Annotated in this window: 23 protein-coding genes; 6 read left to right on the top strand and 17 right to left on the bottom strand. The window is 69.5% G+C overall.

What is annotated here, in order from left to right; genetic code table 11:
* Positions 1 to 187 precede the first annotated feature (187 nt).
* Positions 188 to 1,177, top strand: a complete 990-nt coding sequence (locus WFM69_RS01785) for a hypothetical protein (protein WP_337001043.1) — start codon at positions 188 to 190, stop codon at positions 1,175 to 1,177.
* A 101-nt stretch (positions 1,178 to 1,278) separates the two neighbouring features.
* Positions 1,279 to 2,931, top strand: a complete 1,653-nt coding sequence (locus WFM69_RS01780; RefSeq protein WP_337001041.1) for a hypothetical protein — start codon at positions 1,279 to 1,281, stop codon at positions 2,929 to 2,931.
* A gap of 310 nt (positions 2,932 to 3,241) precedes the next feature.
* Here WFM69_RS01780 and WFM69_RS01775 read toward each other — a convergent pair whose 3' ends face one another.
* Genes WFM69_RS01775 through WFM69_RS01755 form a run of 5 tightly spaced genes read right to left on the bottom strand, consistent with a single transcriptional unit; the run spans position 3,242 to position 7,538 of the window.
* Positions 3,242 to 3,589 (bottom strand): hypothetical protein, encoded by a 348-nt coding sequence (locus tag WFM69_RS01775; protein ID WP_337001039.1) that lies wholly within the window; start codon positions 3,587 to 3,589, stop codon positions 3,242 to 3,244.
* Positions 3,586 to 4,428, bottom strand: coding sequence for a hypothetical protein (locus tag WFM69_RS01770; RefSeq protein WP_337001037.1), 843 nt, complete (start codon positions 4,426 to 4,428; stop codon positions 3,586 to 3,588). The genes WFM69_RS01775 and WFM69_RS01770 overlap by 4 nt, the downstream gene beginning before the upstream one ends.
* Positions 4,429 to 4,449: 21 nt before the next feature.
* A complete protein-coding gene (locus tag WFM69_RS01765; RefSeq protein WP_337001035.1) occupies positions 4,450 to 5,313 on the bottom strand; it encodes an amidohydrolase family protein in 864 nt (287 codons plus the stop codon).
* On the bottom strand, positions 5,313 to 6,503 hold the full coding sequence (locus tag WFM69_RS01760; RefSeq protein WP_337001033.1) for a CaiB/BaiF CoA transferase family protein: 1,191 nt from the start codon (positions 6,501 to 6,503) through the stop codon (positions 5,313 to 5,315). Before WFM69_RS01760 ends, WFM69_RS01765 begins: the two co-directional genes overlap by 1 nt.
* Positions 6,504 to 6,533: 30 nt before the next feature.
* Positions 6,534 to 7,538: an alcohol dehydrogenase catalytic domain-containing protein gene (locus WFM69_RS01755; protein ID WP_337002079.1), complete on the bottom strand. Its 1,005-nt coding sequence runs from the start codon at positions 7,536 to 7,538 to the stop codon at positions 6,534 to 6,536.
* A 193-nt stretch (positions 7,539 to 7,731) separates the two neighbouring features.
* Here WFM69_RS01755 and WFM69_RS01750 point away from each other — a divergent pair, with 193 nt between their 5' ends.
* On the top strand, positions 7,732 to 8,808 hold the full coding sequence (locus WFM69_RS01750) for an ABC transporter substrate-binding protein (protein WP_337001031.1): 1,077 nt from the start codon (positions 7,732 to 7,734) through the stop codon (positions 8,806 to 8,808).
* A 62-nt stretch (positions 8,809 to 8,870) separates the two neighbouring features.
* On the opposite strand, the gene WFM69_RS01745 is transcribed toward WFM69_RS01750, so the two are convergent.
* The 7 genes from WFM69_RS01745 to WFM69_RS01715 are packed head-to-tail and all read right to left on the bottom strand — an operon-like array spanning position 8,871 to position 15,056.
* Positions 8,871 to 9,050 carry a Txe/YoeB family addiction module toxin gene (locus WFM69_RS01745; protein ID WP_337001029.1) on the bottom strand — a complete coding sequence of 60 codons (180 nt, stop codon included), beginning with the start codon at positions 9,048 to 9,050 and terminating at the stop codon, positions 8,871 to 8,873.
* A gap of 56 nt (positions 9,051 to 9,106) precedes the next feature.
* On the bottom strand, positions 9,107 to 9,940 hold the full coding sequence (locus tag WFM69_RS01740; protein WP_337001027.1) for an ABC transporter permease: 834 nt from the start codon (positions 9,938 to 9,940) through the stop codon (positions 9,107 to 9,109).
* Positions 9,937 to 10,770 (bottom strand): ABC transporter permease, encoded by an 834-nt coding sequence (locus WFM69_RS01735; RefSeq protein ID WP_337001025.1) that lies wholly within the window; start codon positions 10,768 to 10,770, stop codon positions 9,937 to 9,939. The genes WFM69_RS01740 and WFM69_RS01735 overlap by 4 nt, the downstream gene beginning before the upstream one ends.
* Entirely contained in the window at positions 10,767 to 11,594 is an 828-nt protein-coding gene (locus WFM69_RS01730; RefSeq protein WP_337001023.1) for an ABC transporter ATP-binding protein, read from the bottom strand. The genes WFM69_RS01735 and WFM69_RS01730 overlap by 4 nt, the downstream gene beginning before the upstream one ends.
* A 39-nt stretch (positions 11,595 to 11,633) precedes the next feature.
* Positions 11,634 to 12,608: an LLM class flavin-dependent oxidoreductase gene (locus tag WFM69_RS01725; RefSeq protein WP_337001021.1), complete on the bottom strand. Its 975-nt coding sequence runs from the start codon at positions 12,606 to 12,608 to the stop codon at positions 11,634 to 11,636.
* Position 12,609: 1 nt separating this feature from the next.
* Complete coding sequence (locus WFM69_RS01720; RefSeq protein ID WP_337001019.1) at positions 12,610 to 14,016, bottom strand: dihydroorotase; 1,407 nt, start codon at positions 14,014 to 14,016, stop codon at positions 12,610 to 12,612.
* Positions 14,013 to 15,056: an alpha/beta hydrolase gene (locus WFM69_RS01715; protein ID WP_337001017.1), complete on the bottom strand. Its 1,044-nt coding sequence runs from the start codon at positions 15,054 to 15,056 to the stop codon at positions 14,013 to 14,015. Before WFM69_RS01715 ends, WFM69_RS01720 begins: the two co-directional genes overlap by 4 nt.
* Positions 15,057 to 15,207: 151 nt before the next feature.
* Here WFM69_RS01715 and WFM69_RS01710 point away from each other — a divergent pair, with 151 nt between their 5' ends.
* Genes WFM69_RS01710 through WFM69_RS01700 form a run of 3 tightly spaced genes read left to right on the top strand, consistent with a single transcriptional unit; the run spans position 15,208 to position 18,055 of the window.
* On the top strand, positions 15,208 to 16,194 hold the full coding sequence (locus WFM69_RS01710; RefSeq protein WP_337001015.1) for a putative F420-0 ABC transporter substrate-binding protein: 987 nt from the start codon (positions 15,208 to 15,210) through the stop codon (positions 16,192 to 16,194).
* The gene (locus tag WFM69_RS01705) at positions 16,191 to 17,261 is read left to right on the top strand and encodes a putative F420-0 ABC transporter permease subunit (protein ID WP_442928367.1); all 1,071 of its coding nucleotides are present in this window, start codon (positions 16,191 to 16,193) and stop codon (positions 17,259 to 17,261) included. The genes WFM69_RS01710 and WFM69_RS01705 overlap by 4 nt, the downstream gene beginning before the upstream one ends.
* On the top strand, positions 17,258 to 18,055 hold the full coding sequence (locus WFM69_RS01700) for an ABC transporter ATP-binding protein (protein WP_337001013.1): 798 nt from the start codon (positions 17,258 to 17,260) through the stop codon (positions 18,053 to 18,055). The genes WFM69_RS01705 and WFM69_RS01700 overlap by 4 nt, the downstream gene beginning before the upstream one ends.
* 40 nt (positions 18,056 to 18,095) lie before the next feature.
* Here the strand turns inward: WFM69_RS01700 and WFM69_RS01695 are convergent, their stop codons facing one another.
* The 5 genes from WFM69_RS01695 to cofC all read right to left on the bottom strand — a co-directional run bounded on the left by WFM69_RS01695 (position 18,096) and on the right by cofC (position 20,909).
* Positions 18,096 to 18,359 (bottom strand): type II toxin-antitoxin system RelE family toxin, encoded by a 264-nt coding sequence (locus WFM69_RS01695; protein ID WP_337001011.1) that lies wholly within the window; start codon positions 18,357 to 18,359, stop codon positions 18,096 to 18,098.
* Entirely contained in the window at positions 18,356 to 18,616 is a 261-nt protein-coding gene (locus tag WFM69_RS01690; protein ID WP_337001009.1) for a type II toxin-antitoxin system prevent-host-death family antitoxin, read from the bottom strand. Before WFM69_RS01690 ends, WFM69_RS01695 begins: the two co-directional genes overlap by 4 nt.
* Before the next feature lie 63 nt (positions 18,617 to 18,679).
* The gene (locus WFM69_RS01685; protein WP_337001007.1) at positions 18,680 to 19,147 is read right to left on the bottom strand and encodes an aromatic ring-opening dioxygenase LigA; all 468 of its coding nucleotides are present in this window, start codon (positions 19,145 to 19,147) and stop codon (positions 18,680 to 18,682) included.
* A gap of 92 nt (positions 19,148 to 19,239) precedes the next feature.
* Positions 19,240 to 20,241 carry a 2-phospho-L-lactate transferase gene (gene cofD / locus WFM69_RS01680; RefSeq protein ID WP_337001005.1) on the bottom strand — a complete coding sequence of 334 codons (1,002 nt, stop codon included), beginning with the start codon at positions 20,239 to 20,241 and terminating at the stop codon, positions 19,240 to 19,242.
* The gene (gene cofC / locus WFM69_RS01675; protein ID WP_337001003.1) at positions 20,238 to 20,909 is read right to left on the bottom strand and encodes a 2-phospho-L-lactate guanylyltransferase; all 672 of its coding nucleotides are present in this window, start codon (positions 20,907 to 20,909) and stop codon (positions 20,238 to 20,240) included. The genes cofD and cofC overlap by 4 nt, the downstream gene beginning before the upstream one ends.
* Position 20,910 lies beyond the last annotated feature (1 nt).

The raw sequence follows: 20,910 nt of genomic DNA, 5'->3' as shown, positions 1-20,910 counted from the left end.
TTCCCGTCCGAACGGGATGTGTAGAACCTGGGGAAAGTCAAGCCGAGATTTCTCCGGGCGCGTCACACCCCGACATCCCCGGAAACCCGCGGAGAACCCCCTAGACACGAGCGCCACTCGCGAGTATCGTCACCGGCAATCGATGCACTTGCGTCGACGTACGTTGCCTTCGGAGGGGGAGGTCGACGTGAACGTTCGGGCCACCCGACGCGGCACCCCAGCCGCCGTCCTCTGGGGCGGCTTCGGCGTGCTCATCTGGGCAGCGCTCACCGCTTTCTTCGGCGGCGGGTCGGCACACGCCGACGAACAGCCCGACAACCCGCTCGACGGACTCACGTCCCTCGTCAGCAACACGGTGACCGCTGTCACCGCTCCGGTGACCCCGATCGTGACGCAGGTCGTCGCGCCGGTCGTGACCCAGGTCGTCGCCCCCGTGCAGCAGGCGGTTCCCGCTGTCGTCCCGACGGTCACGCGCCCCGTCACGCAGGCCCCGATCGTCGCCCCGGTGACCGCACCCGTCGTGCACGCCGTCACCGAGACCGCGGCGGCAGTCGTGGAGCCGATCACGAACGCTCTCTCCCAGGCGCCCGTCGCGACCATCACCGATCCGATCCTCGACGCCGTCGGGAGCATTCCCGTGGTCGGCGGACTCGTCAGCGACCTCGGCGTCATCTCCGCGGTCAACGGAGTCGTCGGCGTGGTCGACGACACGACGGCCCTCCTCGGTCAGGTCACGAACGAGACGGTGCCGCCGGTGCTCGAAGCCCTCGACCCGACCACGCCGGCACCCGGTTCCGAGCCCGGCATCGTCGCCGCACGCCCGGATCTGCCGACCGTGGCCGCAAGCCCAGGAGTCGCTGCCGCGGCATCGACGCCTGGCGTGCTGTCCGCCGCCACCGCATCCGCCCCGTCGACCGCACCACCCGTGGCGAACGGCTCGGATCCAACCGGCGACGACACCACCCGTGTGCCCTCAGGGCCTCCCAGTGGGAGCCCGCCCGGTGCCCCGCTTCCCGCATCATCCTCCGCCGGTTCCGGCGGAGCATCCAGTGCTGCCCACGCGCGGTTCAGCGACGTGGACTCCTCTCCGCTCCGTGCTGGTGAGCGGAATTCCGGCGCCGCCGACGACGTGCTTCCTTCGTCGCCGGTCGCCGACACCGACGTCTCTCCTGACTGACGGACCGTCACGTCGTTCCTCGCGAACGACAGATGCCGTGCTGCGCGCGCACTCCCATCGCGTGCACCCATCAGACGATCCATCCAGTCAGGAGAAGAATCATGCGTACGTACATCAAGCGCGTCCTGTGGGGCACGCTCATCGCCGGGGGCATCACGCTCCTCGGCGCGACGGCCGCGAATGCGGCCGAGACCAACGGAGACGACGGACTGCTCTCCGGCACGCAGGCGGAGACGACGATCTCGGCACCGATCTCGGTCGTGAGCAACGCGATCTCGGTGCTCGGCAACGCCGTCGCCCCGGCACCGGCACCGGCCCCTGCCCCAGCACCGGCCCCCGCTCCCGCGCCGGCCCCCGCACCGGAGACCAGCGGGGCATCGGGGGCGGCATCCGGCACCCAGGCCGCGGTGACCGTCAACCTGCCCGTCACCGTGACGAACAACGCGGTGAGCGTGGTCGACACCGCATCCACCAGCGCCCCGGCAGCGACTCCCCAGAGTCCGGCTCCCCAGGCCGGAACTCCCGCCGCGGCGCCTCTCGTGACCACGAACGGCCTGGACGGCGTGCTCTCGGGCACCCAGGCGCTGCTCGCGGTCAACGCACCCATCACCGTCACCGGAAACGCTATCTCGCTCCTCGGCGACAGCGCGAACACCGCACCGACCGCGCAGGGCGCCGCAGCACCGGCATCCTCCGCTCCGGCCGGCCCGGCCACGTCCGGCGATGACGGGATCGGCAGCGGCACGCAGGTCATCGCCCCGGTGACAGCACCGATCACGGTGTCGGGCAACGCGATCGCGCTCCTCGGCGACACGAGCTCGACCGGTACCGGCACCACCGGAACCGCAGGCTCGACCGCTCCCGCCACCATGGCGGGCACCTCGGGTGACGACGCGATCCTCGGCGGCACGCAGGCCACGGCGCCCGTCACCGCACCGATCACGGTGTCGGGCAACGCGATCTCGCTCCTCGGCGACACGTCGGCGACCGGCACCGGGAGCACCGCTCCCGCGCCGACCGCACCCGCGACCGGCACCACCACCACCGGAACCGACAGCGTCCTCGGGGGCACCCAGGTCACCGCACCCGTCACCGCCCCCATCGGCGTGACCGGCAACGCGATCTCGCTCCTCGACGACGCCACCGTCACCCGCACGGGAACGGGAGCAACCGGCACCACGCCGACCGCACCCGCGACCGGCGGCAACACCACCACCGGAACCGACAGCGTCCTCGGCGGCACCCAGATCACCGCACCCGTCACCGCCCCCATCGGCGTGACCGGCAACGCGATCTCCCTGCTCGATGACGCCACCGTCACCGGCACGGGCGGAACCGGCGCCACGCCGACCGCACCGACCACCGGGGGCGGCATCACGACCGGTGCGGGCGGCCTCCTCGGCGGCACCCAGCTCGCGCTGCCGATCAGCCTTCCGATCACGCTCGGCGGCAACGCCATCTCCGTGATCGGCGAGGCGACGGTGACCGACCCGGGCACAAACCCCGGAACCGACCCTGGCACGGACCCCGGCACGGACCCCGGGACCGACCCGGGAACCGACCCCGGAACGAACCCGGGAACCACCCCCGGATCCTCGGCCGGTGCGGCGAGCGCCTCCGGTGCCGCATTCACCGGTCCTGCTGAGGGACTCGCCATGACCGGCGGAGCGCCGTCGATCGGACTGGTCACCCTCGCCGCCGTCCTGCTCCTCCTCGGAGGTGCCGGGCTGCTGCGACGCCGCCTGACGGCGTAGCGATGACGCCGGCGGTGCGGTCGTCCTCGGGGGAGGAGACCCCGCGCCGCCGGTGCGCCGCTGCGTCGTTCCCCGCGCCGACGGGTTCGTAGCCCCCAGCTCGCCCTGTCGCTCGACGCCGGCGCAGAAAGGGCGGATGCCCCGTGGAAACCCCGCCACGGGGCATCCGTCGCGCCCGCACGCACGCCCGCACGCACGCACGCACGGTCCACTTGTCGGGAGCATGGACGGACGTCGGGAGATCCCGACCGCGGGGGTGCCCGGACGGCGAAACCTCCCGACGGATGACGAAGGGGCGGAGAGCCCCCGGTCAGGGGATGTCGTCGATCTCGCCGTGCGGGATGATCGCGGCGCGGTACCGCTCCACGAGCTCACGCCACCCGAACCCATCGGTGTACTCGTGCTCGTAGACGGCCTCGGTGAAGTGCCAGAGCAGATACGGATGCGCGCCGAGCCCGTACAGCGCCCCGTAGTCGCGGTCGATGAAGGCGGTGCGCTCCTCGGGCGTCAGCACACGGTCGTCGGCGACCGCATCCGGCCCTGCTCCCCCGGCCAGCCAGGCGTCGACGAAACCCGCCGTGTCGGCGACGTAGGCGTTGACGTTGGCGGTACTCATCTCGACGGCGCGGATGAACTTGTTCATCATGTACTTGCTCACGATGCGGCCCTCCACAGGAAGAACGGACTGGAGGCGAAGCGCGACGTCGTGGCCTCGGCGAGCTCGGCCGGCCGCCCCTGCATCGCGGCGAGCGCGGCCACGATGTTCACATACTGATAGGTGACGTTGCCAGCGGCCATGATCCGGTCGAAGCGGCAGCCGGCGATCGCGCCGTCGAGGTCGCCGTCGCGCATCCACGAGACCGCCTCGGCGTCGAACTCCGGGTCGGGCGAGCCGTTGAAGGTGCGGGGCCCACCGACGTCCGTGGCCATGTGGCCCGACGTGAGCAGCCCGACCCTGGCGCCGCTGTCCCACGACTCGACCGCGGTGCGCAGGTGATGCCCGAGTGCGGCGAAGCGTGCGGCGGTCGGCAGCGGCGGCAGGATCGAGTTGGCGTGGATCGGCACGATCGGCAGGTCCAGCTCGGGCCGCACGTACTGCAACGGCAGCACGAAGCTGTGGTCGAGGCGCCACTCGTGCGAGACCGAGAAGTCGATCGTCTCGGGCAGCACCTCGCGGCCGGTGATCTGCGTCGCCAGCTCCGGATCGCCGGTGAGCTCGGCGTACTCCATGCCGAACGTGCGCACCTCGTTCTCGTAGGTGCCGTGGTACGACGCCGCCTTGCCGACGATGAACGCGGGCGAGTTGTCGGAGAAGAACTGCCGCACGTGGTCGGTGCCGAGCACGATGAGCGTATCGACACCGGCATCCGCGATCGCCTCGCGGATGCGGCGGAAGTTCGCCTCCACCTGGACGAGATCATCCGGCATCGGCTCGCGCATCGCCCGCCACAGCAGCGGGTTGTGCGGCGTCGCCGCCGCCATCACCAATTCAGCCACGATCGGCTCCTTCCTCGCCGGTCACAGCCGGAACAGCTTGCGTGCGTTGTCGAGCAGGATCTTCCGGCGCGACTCCTCCTTCATGCCGAGCTCGTCGAACTCGGCCATCCACCGATCCGCCGTCATCACGGGCCAGTCCGACCCGAACAGCACCCGGTCGGAGATCAGCGAGTCGGCGTAGCGGACCACCTCGGGCGGCAGGTACTTCGGCGCCCAGCCAGACAGGTCGAGGTACACGTTCGACTTGTGCCACACCATCGCGAGGTTCTCGAGGTGCCACGGCCAGGCCGGGTGCGCGCTGATGATGTTCAGCTCAGGGAACTCGGCAGCCACGTCGTCGATGTACGGCACAGGCCGGGCATTCTCGAGCCGGTATCCGCCCCCACCCGGTGTGCCCGCGCCGGCCCCGGGGAATCCGGAGTGGAACATGACCACGAGTCCGAGCTCGGCGCAGGTCTCCCAGATCGGCCAGAAACGGCGGTCGTTCGCGAGGAACTTCTGCCGCGACGGGTTGAGCTCGCCGACGCCCTTGATGCCGTACTCGTCGTGCATCCTGCGGATCTCGGCGACCGCGGCCTCGCCCTTCCAGGGGTCGATGCCGGCGAACGCGAGGAACACGTCGGGGTGGTCTCGCTGCGCCTTGCCGAGCAGGTCGTTGGGCGCTCCTTTGATGCCGCTCGTGGTCTCGGAATCGGAGTTCACGATCACGGCCATCATCCTGCGGTCGCGGTACTGGTCGGCCTGCTCGGCGAACGACACGACCGGACGCTCTCGTCCGAAGTGCGCGGCCATCTGCGTGTGCCGCTTCCCCATCGCCGCGATGAACTCCTCGGTCTGCGGGTGCGTGTGGACGTCGATCGCGACGAGGTCGTCGATGCCGGGCATCAGGCTGCCCCTTCCTTCGCTCGTGCGGGTTCGGGTTCGGATGCTGCGCGCAGTCCGGTCAGCGCCTCGGTGTCGGCACCGAGGGCCGGGGCGTAGCGCAGCTCGGGGCGCCCGCTGCGTGCGAAGCGCGTGCTCGGCACCGGAACGCGCAGTGCCCCGTCGGGGCCGTCGATCTCCTCGACCAGCCCCATGCTGGCGATCTGCGGGTCGTCGAACAGATCACCCATGGTGTTGAGCGGACCGTGCGGGATGTCGTGCGCCGCGAGTCGGTCGAGCCAGTGCTGGCGGGGTCGCGTGGCCGCGATCTCCTTGAGCACCACGTCGAGCTCGTCGTAGTTGCGCACGCGCCCCTCGCGAGTCGAGAAGCGCGGGTCCTCGGCGAGGTCCGGCCGTTCCAGCACGTCGAGCAGGCCGGTCCAGAACTTCTCCGGCACCGACATGTGGATCACGAACGCCTTGTCGTCGGAGCCGCGGCACGCGTAGGCCTGCGCCCGACGCGGTCGCGAATCGGGCGAAGAGATCTGACCGGTCTCGAGGAACGCCGACGCCGACTCGGTGAGGAAGTCGAGCAGCGCGCCCACCATGGTGACCTCGACGTGCTCCCCCACTCCGCTGACATCGCGGGCGTGGAGCGCGGCGAGCACGGCCTGCACCGCTGACATGCCCGACAGCAGGTCGGAGAACGCCGGCCCGAGCGGACGGATCGTGGATGCCGGCACGATCTGGCTGTACATGCCGCCGGTGGCCGAGATCACGGTGTCGTAGGCGGGGCGCGTGGCCGCGGGGCCGGTCGGGCCGAAGCCGGTGATCGAGCACGTGATCACCCGCGGGTTTCGGGCATGCAGAGCCTCGGGCCCGAAACCGAGCCGATCGGCGACCCCGGGACGGAAGTTGTCGAGCACGATGTCGGCGTCGTCGACCAGTCCGAACAGGGCGGCGAGGCCTTCGGCGCTCTTGAGGTCGAGCACCACCCCGCGCTTGCCCCGGTTGTAGGCGGCGAACTGGGGGCTCATGGTCGCGCGGCCCTCCCACCGGCGCATCGGGTCGCCCTCCGGCGACTCGACCTTGACGACGTCGGCGCCGAGGTCGGCGAGCAGCTTCGCAGCGAACGGGCCGGAAATGTACTGGCCCAGCTCGACCACGCGGATCCCCGCAAGCGCTCCGGCGCCGGGTGATGCAGAACTCGTCACTTCTGGTCTCCTCTTCGATTCCGCGGGCGGTCAGCGCACATCGACGACGACCTTCCCGTCGCCCTTCCGGGGGAACTCGCGATACGCCGTGGCGATGTCGTCCAGCGCGTAGCGGGTGCCGACCAGCGAAGGCAGCGCTCCGGCCGCGGCGAGCGCGAGCGCCTCGGCCACGTCGTCGTAGCGTGCGCTGGCGACGCCCGAGAGCTGCTTGCGCCGCAGGTAGAAGTCGCGGGAGTCGATGCGCAGATCGCTGTCGACGGATGCCGCGCAGAACACGACCCGACCTCCCCACCGCAACGCCGAGATCCCGGCGCTCAGCGTCGGCGCATGTCCCGAGACGTCGAGCACGACATCGAAACCGTCGCCCCCGTCGAGCGCAGCGGCCAGGGTCGCGGCGTCCGAGGCCCGGACGAGCTGCTCATCGCCCACCGGAGCGACGTCTCGGCGGGAGGCGGCGACGACCTGGGCGCCCCGAGCCAGCGCGATGGCCACGGCGGCGCGGCCGAGCGTTCCACCGGCACCCGTGATGAGCACCCTGTCGTCGGCGGCGAGCGCGACCGTGCGCACGGCGTTGATCACGATCGAAGCGCTGTGCACGACGGCGGTCGCCTGCGCGGCATCGAGCCCGCGGCGGTCAATCGCGTTGCGGGCGGGGACGGAGACGAACTCGGCCGCTCCCCCGTCGCGGTGCACGCCGACGACGGTCTGTCTCGGGCAGTCGGCCTCGTCGCCGGCTTCGCAGTACGCGCATGATCCGCAGGCGATGTTGGGTTTGACGACGACCTGCTGTCCAAGGCGCTCCTGGTCGACGCCGGCGCCGACCGCGACGATCTCCCCGGCCGGGTCGATGCCGAGGATGCGCGGCAGGCGGGCCTGCGCTCCCGGGCCGATGCCGGCGATCACGTTCAGGTCGAGCTGGTTCACCCCGACCGTGTCGACGCGCACGAGAACCTCGCCGGGTCCGGGTGCCGGTGCAGCCGTCTCCGCGACGGTCAGCCCGTCCAGGTCGTGGCGGCTCAGCACGGCGGCACGCATCTTCACCTCTTCATCGCGGGAATCTGTTTCGGATACTGTATCCAATTTTCACCAGAGCCGTCTACACCCTGTTCGAGCACGATATCCCGCAAACCATGGACACGTGATTCCAAATTGGATACCGTATCCCAAAATCCGCGTGAGGCGCCCCACTCCACGGAGGAGTCGCACGCACTTGCCCGAATGGAGAGTCATGCGCACGACACGAAACCGACTCGGCATCGCCGTGGTCGGCGGCGCAGCAGCACTGACGCTGCTCGCCGCCTGCACCGCACCGTCGCCGACACCGACCGGACCCGTCGACCTCGGCGACGGCGAACCCGGAGCCGCCGAAGACACGAGCATCACGGTGGCCATCCCTTTCCCCGACATCACGATGTACTCGATGTTCGTGCTGGGAACCGACCTCGGCTATTACGAAGACGAGGGCCTCACCGTCGAGGTCATCACCGCCGACAACGTCACGGCCGCGGTCGCCAGCGGCAGCGCCGACATCGGCGTGGAGTCGACTGGCACCGTGATCGACGCCATCCGCGGGGGCGTCGAGATCGACCTGGTCTCCGGGCACTACTGCCGGCAGAACTTCGACTTCGCGGTGCAGTCCGACGTGAAGAGCGTCGACGACCTCGACGGGACCTCGATCGTCTTGGCGGGCACCCCCGGCGACCCGGCCGAGTTCCAGCGCGCCCAGGTGCTCGCGGAAGAAGGGTGGGACGTCTCGGGGATCAACGCCGAGATCGTCTACCCCGGCCCCGGTTCGGAGTCGTGGACCGAGTTCTTCGTGAACGACAAGATCACGCTGCAGCCGTTCTACGCCGACGACCGGGCCGCCCTCGAGGAGCACGGCGCGAACATCGTCGTGGAGTCGCTGCGGAACTGGGCCAACGATGTGCAGATCGCCGGCACGAAGTGGGCTCAGGAGAACCCGAACACCCTGGTGCGGTTCCTGCGGGCGACGCTCAAGGCCACTGACTTCATGACGGCACCGGCACCGGGCGAGTTCCCGGAGAACGCCGACGCCGCCCTGGACATCTACGAGGCTAACGACTTCGACGTGGCGGAGCTGCGCGAGTCGGACAGCGTCTGGATCCTCGACGGCCACCTCGCCTGCCCGAACCTGTACTTCGACGACGAGGCATGGGACACCACCATCGAGACGCAGCAGCTCGATCCGCTCGACTTCGACTCCGAACAGCTGGTCTACCTGCGCAAGGCGCAGGAACTGCTGGGACTCGACAACGAGGGACCGGCGACGCTGCCCTACCCGTGATCCACTGAGTCACACGAGAGGCCCCACCGTTGCGCATGGCGGTGGGGCCTCTTCGTGTGCTCCTAGTAGTGGTCGCGAGCCTGCAGGATGACGATCTGGTCGTCGCTCACGTAGTAGACGAGACGATTGCTCTGATCGATGCGACGGGACCACGCCCCGGACAACACGTGCTTCAACGGCTCCGGCTTCCCGATCCCGGAGAACGGATCCCGCAGGATGTCGGCGATGAGCGATGAGACCAAAGACCCGACCCCCGTCGCGCATGAGACGGGGGTCGGGAGTCGGTGGCGGGTGCGGGTCAGCCGACGATCTTGCGCTCGTCATACCAGGGCGCGAGCCGACGACGGAGCACCGAGATGAGGAACAGCGTCAGGTTCGCGATGATGACCATCACCACGACCATCGCGATCGCCTCGTCCATGCGGAACTGGTAGGCCGCGAACTCGAGCAGGTGGCCGAGGCCGCCGGTGCCGCCGAGGAACTCGCCGAGCACCTCACCCGTGAAGCCGAGAGCCGCACCGCGCTGGATGCCGGACAGGCTGTACGGCAGCGTGGCGGGGAAGATCACCTTCCAGCCGAGACCGATCCCCTTCGCCCCGTAGACCCGGGCCGCGTTCACGAGCGAAGGATTCACGGTGACCGCACCCTCCATCGTGTTCAGCAGGATCGGGAACACCGCCAGCAGGATCACGAGCGCGATCTTCGACTCGCTCCCGAGTCCCAACCCGAGGATGAACAGCGGCGCGAGCGCCACCTTGGGCGTGGAGTACAGCACCCACAGGAACGGCGCGACCATGAAGCGCAGCACCGGCGACCAGCCGACCGCGAGGCCGACGACCACACCGACGACGATCGCGATGGCGAGACCGATCAGCAGGTTGGTGACGCTGAAGACGAAAGCCGACCAGAACTCCGGATCGACCATGAGCTGCCCGAACGCCACGGCGATGGCGCTGGGGGCGGGCAGGAACGCCGCAGGGATCCACTGGAACCAGCTGACCGCCGCCTCCCACAGGAGCAGCACCACCAGCACGACGCCGATCAGAAGCAACGTCCACCTGCCCTCGCCCGAGCGCACCACACGCCGCGGGCGGACGATGCGGACGGTCCCGGTCGCAGACATGACACTCATCGCTTGCCCTTCCTCGTCCACGGCGCGACACCGCGCTCGATGGCCGTGACCGCCTGGGTCATGCCCACGCTCCAGACCACGACGACGGCGATCGCCGCGAACGCCTGATCGGTCTGATATGTGTTCGAGGCGCGGATGATGAGCGCGCCCATGCCGCTCGACGAGCCGGCGAGCTCGGCCACGACCATGCCGATCGTGGCGAGCACGACCGCCTGACGCAGACCCGCGAACAGGAACGGGATCGTCGACGGCAGGTACACGGAGCGGTAGAGCCGCATCCGCCCGGCGCCGTAGACGCGCGCGGCCCGGATGATCGATGGATTTGTGGTGCGCATGCCCGCCGCGACGTTGAGCAGGATCGGGAAGATCGCGCTGATCGTCACGAGGAAGATCACCGGGCCGATGCCGAATCCGAACCACGCCTTCGCGAGCGGCTGATACGCGATCGACGGGGTGGCATAGATCGTCCAGGCGATCGGACCGACCACCCGATCGACCGGGAGCGACGAGCCCATGAGCAGACCGACCGGGATGCCGACGACCACCGCGAGCGCGAAGCCGGTCAGCCACGCCTGCATCGAGACGCCGGCGTTGGCGGCGAGCGACCCGTTGGCCACGATCTCGCCGAAGCCCTGTGCGATCGACAGCGGCGGCGGGAGGAACACCGGATTGATCCAGCCGAGCACTCCGACGACCAGTTGCCAGAGCACGAGGAGGATGACGACCTCGACCGCGATCACGGCGGCCTTGCCGCGGGCACTCAAGCCCGCGAGCCACGCGGCCGCGCCACCCCTGCCGAGGTTGGGGCCCGAGGCGAGGAGCGCGGTCACTTCGACACCGCGGCCGCTGTGGCCTCGCCCTCCAGCGCCTCCCAGAGGTGGTCGCGGAGTTCGAGGAAGCGCGGGTCGTGCTGCACCGAGCGCTCCGAGCGCGGTCGCTCGATGCCGGTGGTGATGATCTCCTTGATCGCGCCGGGGTGGCTCTTGAAGACCACGATGCGGTCGCCGAGCAGGATCGCCTCCTCGATCGAGTGTGTGATGAACAGGACGGTCTTGCCGGTCTTCTCGATGAGCTTCTCGATCTCGTCGCGCATCACCTCACGGGTGAGGGCGTCGACCGCACCGAGCGGCTCATCCATCAGCAGGATCCGCGGCTCGGCCACGAACGCCCGCGCGAGCCCGACGCGCTGCTGCATCCCACCGGAGAGCTCGCGGGGATACGACGACTCGAACCCCTTGAGGCCGACCATGTCGATGGCCTCCTGCACTTTGGCGCGCCAATCCGCCGTGCGCAGGCCCTTCTGCATCTCCAACCCGAACTTCACGTTGTCGAAGACGGTCCGCCACGGCAGCAGCGCATAGTCCTGGAAGACGACGGCCCTGTCGGGTCCAGGGCCGTCGACCTGCTTCCCATCCACCAGGACCGACCCGGTGCTCGGCGCGACGAGGCCGGCGATGACGTTCATGAACGTCGTCTTGCCGCACCCCGACGGGCCGAGCACCGTGATGAACTCGCCCTCGAACACGTCGAGGTCGACGTTTTCGATGGCGATCAGCTTCTTTCCCGTGCGCGCCACGTCGTAGCTCACCGAGAGTCCGGTGACCGAGATCAGCGGATCGGTGGTGTCTCGTGCGGTGTCTTTCACGTCAGTCATCGTCGACCTCTCGTCTCGTGCCGCGCTCGGGTGCGCGGCTTATCGCAGCTTAGGAAGCACCTCGGTACCGAGAAGTTCGATCTGCTCGAAGAACCGATCGAACTTGAACCGGAAGTCGAACACCAGGTGTTCGGTGCCGACCTCCTCGAACCGCTTGATCTGCTCGACCGCCTGATCGGGGTCGCCCACGATCAGCTGACCCTCGAGGTCTTCCACGGTCTCGAAGCTGCCGGACGGCGGCTTCACCGCGAACTTGGCCTTGTTCGCCCAGGCGAGCAGGCCCGGGATGTTCACGTGCTTGAGCGCCTCTTCCCGGGTGTCCTCGATCGAGGTGGGCGGGATCACGGCGATGGTCGGCATGGGCCGGCCGTTCTCGTCCGTCATCTCGCGCATCGTCTGGATGCGCTTCTCCATCGTGAGCAGGCCGGTGCGTCCGGGCATCCATCCGTCGGCGAACTCCGCCGCGAGACGGGCCGAGCGCGGGGTCGCACCGCAGTACCAGAACGGGATACGTCCACCGACGGGCTTGGGCTCGATCGTGACGTTCTCGAACGAGAAGATGCCGTCGTCGTAGGTGACGTCGTTCTCGGTGAACACCCGACGCAGGATCTCGGCGTTCGAACGCACCATCTCGACACGGTCGAGGTCGCCCCAGCCGATCGCGTCGAACTCATGATCGAAGGTGCCGGCGCCGAACCCGAGGATCAGGCGCGGACCGAGCAGCTGCGTCATCGTGCCGGCCATGAGGGCCGTGACCAACGGGTGACGGAACGGGATGAGCGATCCGGTGCCGAGCTCGATCTTGTCGGTCACGGCGCCGATTGCGGTGAGGGTCGTCAGCGCGTCGTAGAACGTGCGGTTCGGCTTCTCCATCTCGCCGTGCGGCTCGAACACCAGGTGATCCCGCACCCAGACGGAGTCGAATCCGAAGCTCTCCGCGAGCTTGGATCCCTCCAGGAGCTTCTCCTTGCTCGCCTCCTCGCCGAAGTGCGGCAGCAGCAGTCCGAATTTCATGTCAGTTCCTCTCTGCGGCGAGCGCCGCCCTGTCTTCCGCCGAGGCGGCGAGCTTTCCGAATGCGGGGTCGCCGACGACCTCGCGGTCGACGTAGACGTCGACACCGCGCACGAGGGTGCGCTGGATTCGGGCGCTGATGGTGCGCCCGTCGTAAGGGGTCCAGCCGATCTTCGACAGCACGTCGTCGTTCGTGATGGTCCACTCCTCGGCGAGGTCGGCGATGACGATGTCGGCATCCGCCCCGATCGTGAGCGATCCCTTCACACCCTCCAGGCCGAACTTCGCGGCGGGGATGTGGGCGACCATGTCGATCGCGCGCTGCAGGTCGAGCTCGCCCTTGTTGACGGCGTCGAGCATGAGCTCGTAGTAGTACTGGATGCCGGGGGTGCCGGTGTGCGAGCTCCACATCTGCGTCCAACCGACCTCCTTCTCCTCGCGCGTGTGCGGGGCGTGGTCGCTGGCGGCGATGTCGATCGTGCCGTCGCGCATGCCCTCCCACACGGCGGCGCGGTTGTCGTCGGGCACCCAGTAGCTGAGCGCGTAGGGGCCGAGCGTCTCGACGTCGTTCCACGTGGAGAGGAACGGCGCCCAGTGGTTGACCTCGCAGGTCACGTCGATGCCGTTCTGCTTGGCGCGACGCACGGCCTCGATCGATCGGCGGGTCTGGATGTGCGCGATGTGCACGGGGCATCCGGATGCTTCGGCGAGGCGCAGCACCACGTCGATCGCGGTGTCCCAGATCACGCCCTCGCGCGCGGCGTAGGCGGAGGCGTAGCCCTCGGGGGTGTTCTCGCCGCGGGCGAGGTAGGCACCCTCGATGTAGTCCATGAGCGCCTGGTCGTGCGGGTGCACGATGAACCGCTTCCCGGTCTGGGCGATGTGGTCCATGATCTCGAGCAGGTGCCCGTGGTTGTGGATGCCGGTGCCGGAGGGGTGCGGGTAGTCGCGACCCGTGTCGACGACCATGTAGATCTTGTACGCGCGGATTCCCATGTCGCTCATACCGGCGATCTCGTCGAACTTGGTCGGCGCGGGGTTGTGGTTCCAGTCGACGATCGACGATTCCTCATAGCGGTGGAACACGTCGGTCAGCGTGGCGACATCGGTCGTCGGCGGCTTGAGGTTGGGCATGCCGAACATGGTCGTGACGCCACCGGCCGCGGCCTGCAGGCTCGTCGTGTAGATATCGTCCTTGTGCTCGTAGCCCGGTTCGCGGGTGTGCACGTGCACGTCGACCATGCCGGGGAGCACGAGCTTGCCGGATGCATCGATCGTGCGGTCGGCGTCGATGGCGGTATCGGCCGAGACGATGCCTGCGACCTTGCCGTCGGCGACGAGCAGGTCGGCGACGACCGGTCCTGCGGGGGTGACGACGGTGCCGCCGGTGATCTTCAGATCGACGCTCATCGCGCGACCTCCTCTGTGGTGACGGATTGTGCCTGGATGGACTCGCCGATCGCGGGAGACGGCGAGACGCGGTGGATGAGATGCGCGGGCCGCACGTACTGGTCGAACCAGCCGACGATCACCGGGGTGGTCTGCTCCCAGTAGGCGTCGTACGCGGCGTAGTGCGTGGTGTGGCGCTGCATGATCAGCTGCTTCGGACCGCGCGCGGCCTCGTAGAGCGCCTCGGCGTGGTCGGTCGGGGTGGTCGCATCGCCCTCGACGCCGATCACGAGCAGGGGTGTGGTCAGGCGGGCGGCGGCGTCGATGGGCCGGTAGGCGATGATGCCCTCGGCACACGCGAGCGGCACCGCGGTGGGGATGCGGTCGTCGACGTCAGCCTTGATCTTGGTCGCTCGGCGCTCGGCCGTGGGGATCATGATCTCCTCACGGGGGTGCACGATGCGCCCCTCCCCTGTGGCGACGCGCAGCCGGCGGTCCTCTTCGAGCGACTTCTGGAAGTCGAGCCATTCGTACTCGCTGCGCATGCGGTGCAGCCAGTCCTCGCCGTCGGCGACGGGCACCTGGCTGACGGCGGCCTTGATGCGCGGGTCGGCGTCGGCGAGGAGCACGGCGTTGCCGCCGCCCGTGCCGCCGGTGCCGAAGACACCGATCGCGTCGGCGATCACGTCGTCGCGGGTGGTCAGGTAGGTCACGGCGTTCACCAGGTCCTGCAGCTGCCAGGCCGGGGACAGGTATCCGCGGTCGCCTTCGGAGTCGCCGAAGCCGCGGTAGTCGATCACGAGCACCGCGAAGCCGGCCTCGACGAGGGCTTCGTGGTAGCGCACGTAGAGCTTGGCGTCTTTGAGTCCGAGCCATCCTGGCCCCTGGACGATCGCGCGATACGGCCCCTCATGATCGGGAGTCCGCCAGACGGCGGAGATGCGCTGACCCTCGCTGAAGTACGAGACGGATGTGGTCTGCATGGATTCCTCTCGGGTGAGCGCGGCATCGCGATCGAAGATCGGCACCGCAGCGGTGGGGCGTTCTTCATCATCGTCCATTCTGGATCCAGAATCCAGTATTGATTTGGATCCAGTATCCGCGCTACCATGACCGCATCACGTCGACCCGATTGGCCGACGTCGCTGGTCCCGACCTGGACGGCGAACGTGCGCTCTCTTGCACCCTTCCCTTCCACGTCTTCGGAGAACCATGCCCGCCACCGCCCGCGCCCTCGGCGCCGCCCCCGTCCTCGCCCTCCTGCTCGCCGCCGGCCTCAGCGGATGCGCAGGTGCGCCCGCGAACTCGGCCGCCGCCGCCGATGCCGCCGCCGAACCGCTCGTGCTCGACAACTGCGGGACCGAGGTGTCGGTCGACTCGCCCCCGCAGCGCATCCTCACCATCAAGTCGTCGACGCTCGAACTCGCGCTGGCCCTCGGCGCCGGCGACCGCATCATCGGCTCCGCCTTCTCCGATGGGCCTCTCCCCGACGACCTCGCCGCCGACGCGGACGGGATCGCGGTCGTCTCCGAGAAGGTGCCCTCGAAGGAGGCGGTGCTCGACCTCGAGCCCGACCTGGTGTTCGCCGGCTGGGAGTCGAACTTCTCGGTCGACGGTGCCGGCGAACGCGCCGACCTGCAGAAGCTCGGCATCGCCACCTACGTCGCACCCGCCGCCTGCAAAGCCCCCGGGTACATACCCGATCCGCTCACGTTCGACACCGTGTTCGACGGCTTCGCGGAGGCCGGCGAACTGCTCGGCGAGGAGGACGCCGCGACCGCCCTCATCGCGCAGCAGCGGAAGGAGCTCGCCGCGATCACCCCCGACGACCGCGGCCTCACCGCGCTCTGGTACTCGTCGGGCACCGACCAGCCGTTCGTGGGTGCGGGCATCGGCGCACCGCAGATGATCATGTCGGCGGCCGGGCTCGACAACGTCTTCGCCGACGTGCACGACACCTGGACGTCGAGCTCGTGGGAGTTGATCGCCGACGCCGACCCCGACGTGATCGTGCTGGTGGACGCCGCCTGGAACACGGCCGCCTCCAAGATCGCGCTGCTCACGTCGAACCCCGTCACCGCGCAGCTCGACGCCGTGAAGAATCAGCGGTTCATGATCGTCGACTTCCCCGCGACCGAAGCCGGAATCCGCAACGTCGACGCGGTGAAGTCGATCGTGGCGCAGCTCGGAGAACAGTGAGCGCCACGCTCCCGGTGCGGGCGGCGGTCCCCCTCCCTGCGGCATCCGCCCCTCGGACACGGCGACGGACGGTGCCGGCGATCACGGTGCTGCTGCTCGCGCTGGCAGGCAGCATCGTGACCGCAGTCGCGATCGGTCCGGCCGACATCCGTCCCGCCGAGCTCGCGGCGAGCGTGTGGGCGCATCTGACCGGGACGACGAGCGGGCTCACCCCCATCCGCGACGCGATCATCTGGGAGGGACGGGTGCCGCGCGTGCTGACCGCCGCCGCAGTCGGGGGCGGACTGGCGCTATGCGGCGCCGTGATGCAGGCCCTCACCCGCAATCCGCTCGCCGATCCGTATCTGCTCGGCCTCTCGTCCGGGGCTTCGACCGGCGCGGTCATCGTGATCGTGCTCGGTGCGGCGATCGCGCTCCCGTTCGCGGCCTTCGCCGGGGCGCTGCTCGCCCTGGCGCTGACTCTCGGGCTGGCGCGGGCCGCCGGCTCGTCCGGGCCGACCGCCGTCGTGCTCGCCGGGCTCGCCGTGTCGGCCGTGCTCGCCGCACTGACCAGCCTGGTGATCTTCTGGAGCGCCACGAACGACAGCTACCGCGAGATCCTCAGCTGGCTGCTCGGCTCGCTCGGCGGTGCGGACTGGGCGTCGGCCACGCTCGCCGGGGTCGCCGTGCTCGTGTGCGCCATCCCGCTGCTGGCATCGGCCCGCCCGCTCGACAGTCTCGTGCTCGGCGACACCGCCGCGGAGGCACTGGGCATCCCGGTGACGTGCCTGCGCGTGCTGCTCTTCCTCTGCACGGCACTGCTCACCGGTGCGCTGGTCGCCGTGAGCGGCTCGATCGGCTTCGTCGGACTGATCCTGCCGCACGCCGTGCGGGCGGTCGTCGGGGCACGGCATCGCGTGCTGCTGCCGGTGTCGTTCCTCGCGGGCGCCGTGTTCCTCATCTGGGCCGACACGATCGCCCGCACCGTGTTCGAACCGCGGGAACTGCCGGTCGGCATCGTCACGGCTCTGATCGGCGGACCGGTGTTCGCCCTGCTCATGCTGCGGATGCGGAAGGCACGCCCGTGAGCGGCCTCGACGCCCGCCGCATCCGCTTCTCCCACGGCGACCGGCTCATCATCGACGGCATGCACGTGTCCGCGCGCGGCGGCGAGGTGACCGCGCTGCTCGGACCCAACGGCTCGGGCAAGAGCACGCTGCTGCGCCTGATCGCCGGGACGCTGCGCGGAGAGATCGACTCCCTCTCCCTCGACGGCGACTCCCTCGCGGCGATGCGGCGCCGCGCCCGTGCACAGCGGGTGGCACTGGTCGAGCAGGAATGGTCGGCGGCGGAGGGCATGACCGGCCGCGACATCGTCGGCCTCGGGCTGCTGCCCCACCGCGGGTGGCTGACGTTCGAGGGAGAGGATGCGGATGCCGCGGCCACGGATGTCGCGCTCGCCCGCGCCGGCGCGGGCGAGTTCGCCGAACGCGATGCCGCGACGCTCTCCGGCGGCGAGCGCCAGCGCGTGAACCTGGCGAGGGCCCTCGCCCAACGACCGACGCTGCTGCTGTGCGACGAACCGACCAACCACCTCGACATCCGCGCCCAGCTCGACGCGCTCGTGCTGCTGCGCTCGCTCGCCGGCGACGGGATGACCGTGCTCGCGGCGCTGCACGACCTCAACCACGCGGCCGCTTTCGCCGATCGGGTGGTCGTGGTCGCTGACGGTCACGTGCAGGCGACAGGTTCACCGCAGGACGTGCTCACGCGCGAGCTCATCCGTCGGGTCTGGCGCGTCGACGCCGAGGTGCTGTCCCGCCCGGGGAGCGACCGTCCGCTGATCGTTTTCGATGCCGAGAGTGCGGTCGTGCGCGCCTGACCGGCCGCCGCCGCTGCCGCCGCGGGATTCATCGCAGGCACTAGATGTCGTAGACACCCCGACGGTGGGCGACTCGAACGACGGTTACGAGGACCTGGGCGTCGACGACTTCGTACAGCACTCGGTAGTCGACGACCCTGATCCGCCAGGCGTTGTCATATCCCGCGAGCTTGCGCACACCGCTCGGACGCGGCTCCCGCTCGAGCTCGGAGATACCCGCAAGGATCCGGCGTCGGATCCGTGGATCCAACTTCCGAATCTCCTTGGCCGCAGCAGTGGTGAACTCGACTCGATAAGCGATCACGCGACTTCTGCGCGGAGCTCATCGAGCGAGACGCGCTGCCCGTCATCCACGGCCTTGGCGGCAGTGAACTCGGCCGCATCGCGTGCAGCTTCCAGCTCTTCGAGGAGTTCCAGGTCATCCACGCTGATCATGACGGCGGTGAGCTTCCCGTGACGAGTGACACCCACCCGCTCCGACCCATACGCGACGCCCCCCAGGACGTCGGCCAGGCTGTCACGGAGGTCCTTCGACGGGACACTGCGGCTGATCGTGTTCATGCCCTCAGAGTACCACTTATGTACATAAAGTGGATAAGATACGAAACTTCGCCTTCGGCAGCCTCAGGCGCGGTAACGCACCACGGCGAGTGAGCGCAGCGCCCAGCCGAACAGCGCCGACAGGATGCCGACACCGATCGCGAACGCGGCGACGCCGAACGACACGACCGAGGTGAAGAGCGACGCCCGCAGGAACGAGGCGTTCATCACGGTGGCGCGGACCGGGTCGTCCATCGCGAGTTCGGAATACGTCTGGCCGTTGGAGGCCTCCAGCGCGTGGTGCTGGATGATGTCGGCCTGAACATAGGCGGTGAGCGGCCCGGCGACAGTCTGCCCCTGGAACGCGATCGCGTCGTCGGGGATGGTGATGTTCTCGGCGCGCAGCTGGGTCGACACCATGATCCAGACCACGACGCCGACCACGATCAGCACGATGCCGCCGAGGATGCCGATGACACCCACGGCCCTCACGAGCCTGCGCTTCCTGTCGACGAAGTCGTGGCTGTCGTCGGTCGTTTCCGTTGCTTCCATGGCCTTCTCCCTCGTGTCGGCGAATGCGCTCACAGGCTATTGCCGCCATCGCACTCCACGCTCGGGTCGAGGCCGGAATTAAGCCGGGTGAATCAGTGGGAGAGGGCTGCTTCGAGCGCCGCGTCGGCGAGCGCGGTCGCCGTGTCGAGCTCGCGCATCCAGAGCGGATGCACCGGGGCGCGCAGCCCTGTCGCCGCGAGGGATGCTGCCATCGCGGCATCCTCTTCGGCGATGAGCCAGGCATCGAGCAGTCCTCCCTCTGCGCGCGGACCGTAGTGCAGCCCGACCGCATCGGCCGTCGCCGGGATCCCGACGGCGGCGAGGCAGGCGTCGGCCATGCCGCGCACCGGGGAGCCGGCGATGATCGGGGAGACGCCGACGACCCCGCCGCGGGCCGCCCGCACTGCGTCGGCGACACCCGGAACGCGGAGGATCGGACCGAGCGAGACCACAGGGTTGGAGGGGGCGAACAGGATCGCATCCGCATCCGCCAGCGCCTCGATGACCCCGGGCGCCGGAACGGACTGCTCGATGCCCGGCGACTCGAAGCCGCGCGCCGGAAGCATCGCCCGATGCCGGGTCCACCACTCCTGGAAGTGCATCCGCCCCTCATCGGTCGAGACATGAGTGTCGACCTCGGCGTCCGTCATCGGCAGCAGCGTCACGCCGAGCGGCCAGCGTCCGGCCAGCCGCGCCACGACCTCCGTCACCGGGGCACCGTCTCGGAGCCAGCCGGTGCGGGCGATGTGGGCGCCGAGGTCGAGGTCGCCGAGGGTGAACCACGGCCACCCCGCATTCCAGGCGTGCAGTTCGGCCGCGACGCGCTCCGATTCCCCCGTGCGCCCCCACCCGCGCGCGGTGTCGTTGACGCCGGCGAGCGCGTAGATCATCGAGTCGACGTCGGGCTGCAGCCGCAGGCCGCTGAGCCACAGGTCGTCGCCGGTGTTGGCGATCACCGTGATCTCGGCGCGCGAGCCGCCCGCGCCATCGGGCCAGCGACGCCGTGCCGCCTCGCGCACGCCCACGACGAACTTCGACCCGCCGACGCCGCCGGCCAGCACCACGATCCGCGGTGCAGCGGGATCGGCGGTCATGACGCGAGCACCAGGGGTCGCTCGATGAGCGCCGCGGTGCGCGGACCGAGTCCGGCACGCTGCGCCGCCCGCAGGTGCTCGGCATGATCGAGGTCGCGGCGCAGGCCGCTCAGCACCGGGAATCCGACCTCCGCGAAACCGGCCGCTCGATGTGCGGCGGCAGAGTCGGTCCCGAAGCACGGCACGAGGTCGAAGCCTGCGCGCGCCGTCGCCAGCACGCTGCCGGTGCCCTCCGTGTCGGGCACGAACGCGCGCGGGTGCGAGGAGGCGAAGGCGAGCGCCCGCGCCAGCTCATCCGGACGCAGCGCCGGGAGATCGCCCAGCATCACGGCCCGCGGCCGCTCGTCCGACGCCGCACGAACACCGAAGTCGATCGCCGCCGTCAGCCCCTCGCCGCGGTCGCGCACGACACGTACCCGCGGCAGCTGACGCAACGCGAGAGAGGTGACCTCGTCGCTCGTCACGACGATCACCTCGACGACCCGCTCGCACGCGGCAGCGGCTTCTATGGTGTCGAGCGCGATGGCCCGGGCGAGGGGTTCGCGCTCGATCCCGGGCAGCCGCAGCCGCGACTTGCCGACCTCGGCGCGCTTGACCGGGATCACCACGACCCACTCCCGCACGGGAACCCCCGGAGAGGGAACCCCGACACCCGAACCCCGGATCATC

Source organism: Microbacterium sp. LB12 (genome assembly GCF_037150835.1).
In the GTDB taxonomy this organism is placed as follows: domain Bacteria; phylum Actinomycetota; class Actinomycetes; order Actinomycetales; family Microbacteriaceae; genus Microbacterium.
The sequence above is the reverse complement of the archived record's forward strand: the minus strand, read 5'-3'. Positions and strand labels throughout refer to the sequence as shown.

Excerpts from the sequence above, each read along its gene's own strand:
- WFM69_RS01780 (WP_337001041.1), top strand. The coding sequence starts at position 1,279 with ATGCGTACGTACATCAAGCGCGTCCTGTGGGGCACGCTCATCGCCGGG.
- WFM69_RS01765 (WP_337001035.1), bottom strand. The coding sequence starts at position 5,313 with ATGCCCGGCATCGACGACCTCGTCGCGATCGACGTCCACACGCACCCG.
- WFM69_RS01755 (WP_337002079.1), bottom strand. The coding sequence starts at position 7,538 with ATGCGTGCCGCCGTGCTGAGCCGCCACGACCTGGACGGGCTGACCGTC.
- WFM69_RS01750 (WP_337001031.1), top strand. The coding sequence starts at position 7,732 with ATGCGCACGACACGAAACCGACTCGGCATCGCCGTGGTCGGCGGCGCA.
- WFM69_RS01740 (WP_337001027.1), bottom strand. The coding sequence starts at position 9,940 with ATGAGTGTCATGTCTGCGACCGGGACCGTCCGCATCGTCCGCCCGCGG.
- WFM69_RS01730 (WP_337001023.1), bottom strand. The coding sequence starts at position 11,594 with ATGACTGACGTGAAAGACACCGCACGAGACACCACCGATCCGCTGATC.
- WFM69_RS01725 (WP_337001021.1), bottom strand. The coding sequence starts at position 12,608 with ATGAAATTCGGACTGCTGCTGCCGCACTTCGGCGAGGAGGCGAGCAAG.
- WFM69_RS01720 (WP_337001019.1), bottom strand. The coding sequence starts at position 14,016 with ATGAGCGTCGATCTGAAGATCACCGGCGGCACCGTCGTCACCCCCGCA.
- WFM69_RS01715 (WP_337001017.1), bottom strand. The coding sequence starts at position 15,056 with ATGGACGATGATGAAGAACGCCCCACCGCTGCGGTGCCGATCTTCGAT.
- WFM69_RS01710 (WP_337001015.1), top strand. The coding sequence starts at position 15,208 with ATGCCCGCCACCGCCCGCGCCCTCGGCGCCGCCCCCGTCCTCGCCCTC.
- WFM69_RS01690 (WP_337001009.1), bottom strand. The coding sequence starts at position 18,616 with ATGAACACGATCAGCCGCAGTGTCCCGTCGAAGGACCTCCGTGACAGC.
- WFM69_RS01685 (WP_337001007.1), bottom strand. The coding sequence starts at position 19,147 with ATGGAAGCAACGGAAACGACCGACGACAGCCACGACTTCGTCGACAGG.
- cofD (WP_337001005.1), bottom strand. The coding sequence starts at position 20,241 with ATGACCGCCGATCCCGCTGCACCGCGGATCGTGGTGCTGGCCGGCGGC.
- cofC (WP_337001003.1), bottom strand. The coding sequence starts at position 20,909 with ATGATCCGGGGTTCGGGTGTCGGGGTTCCCTCTCCGGGGGTTCCCGTG.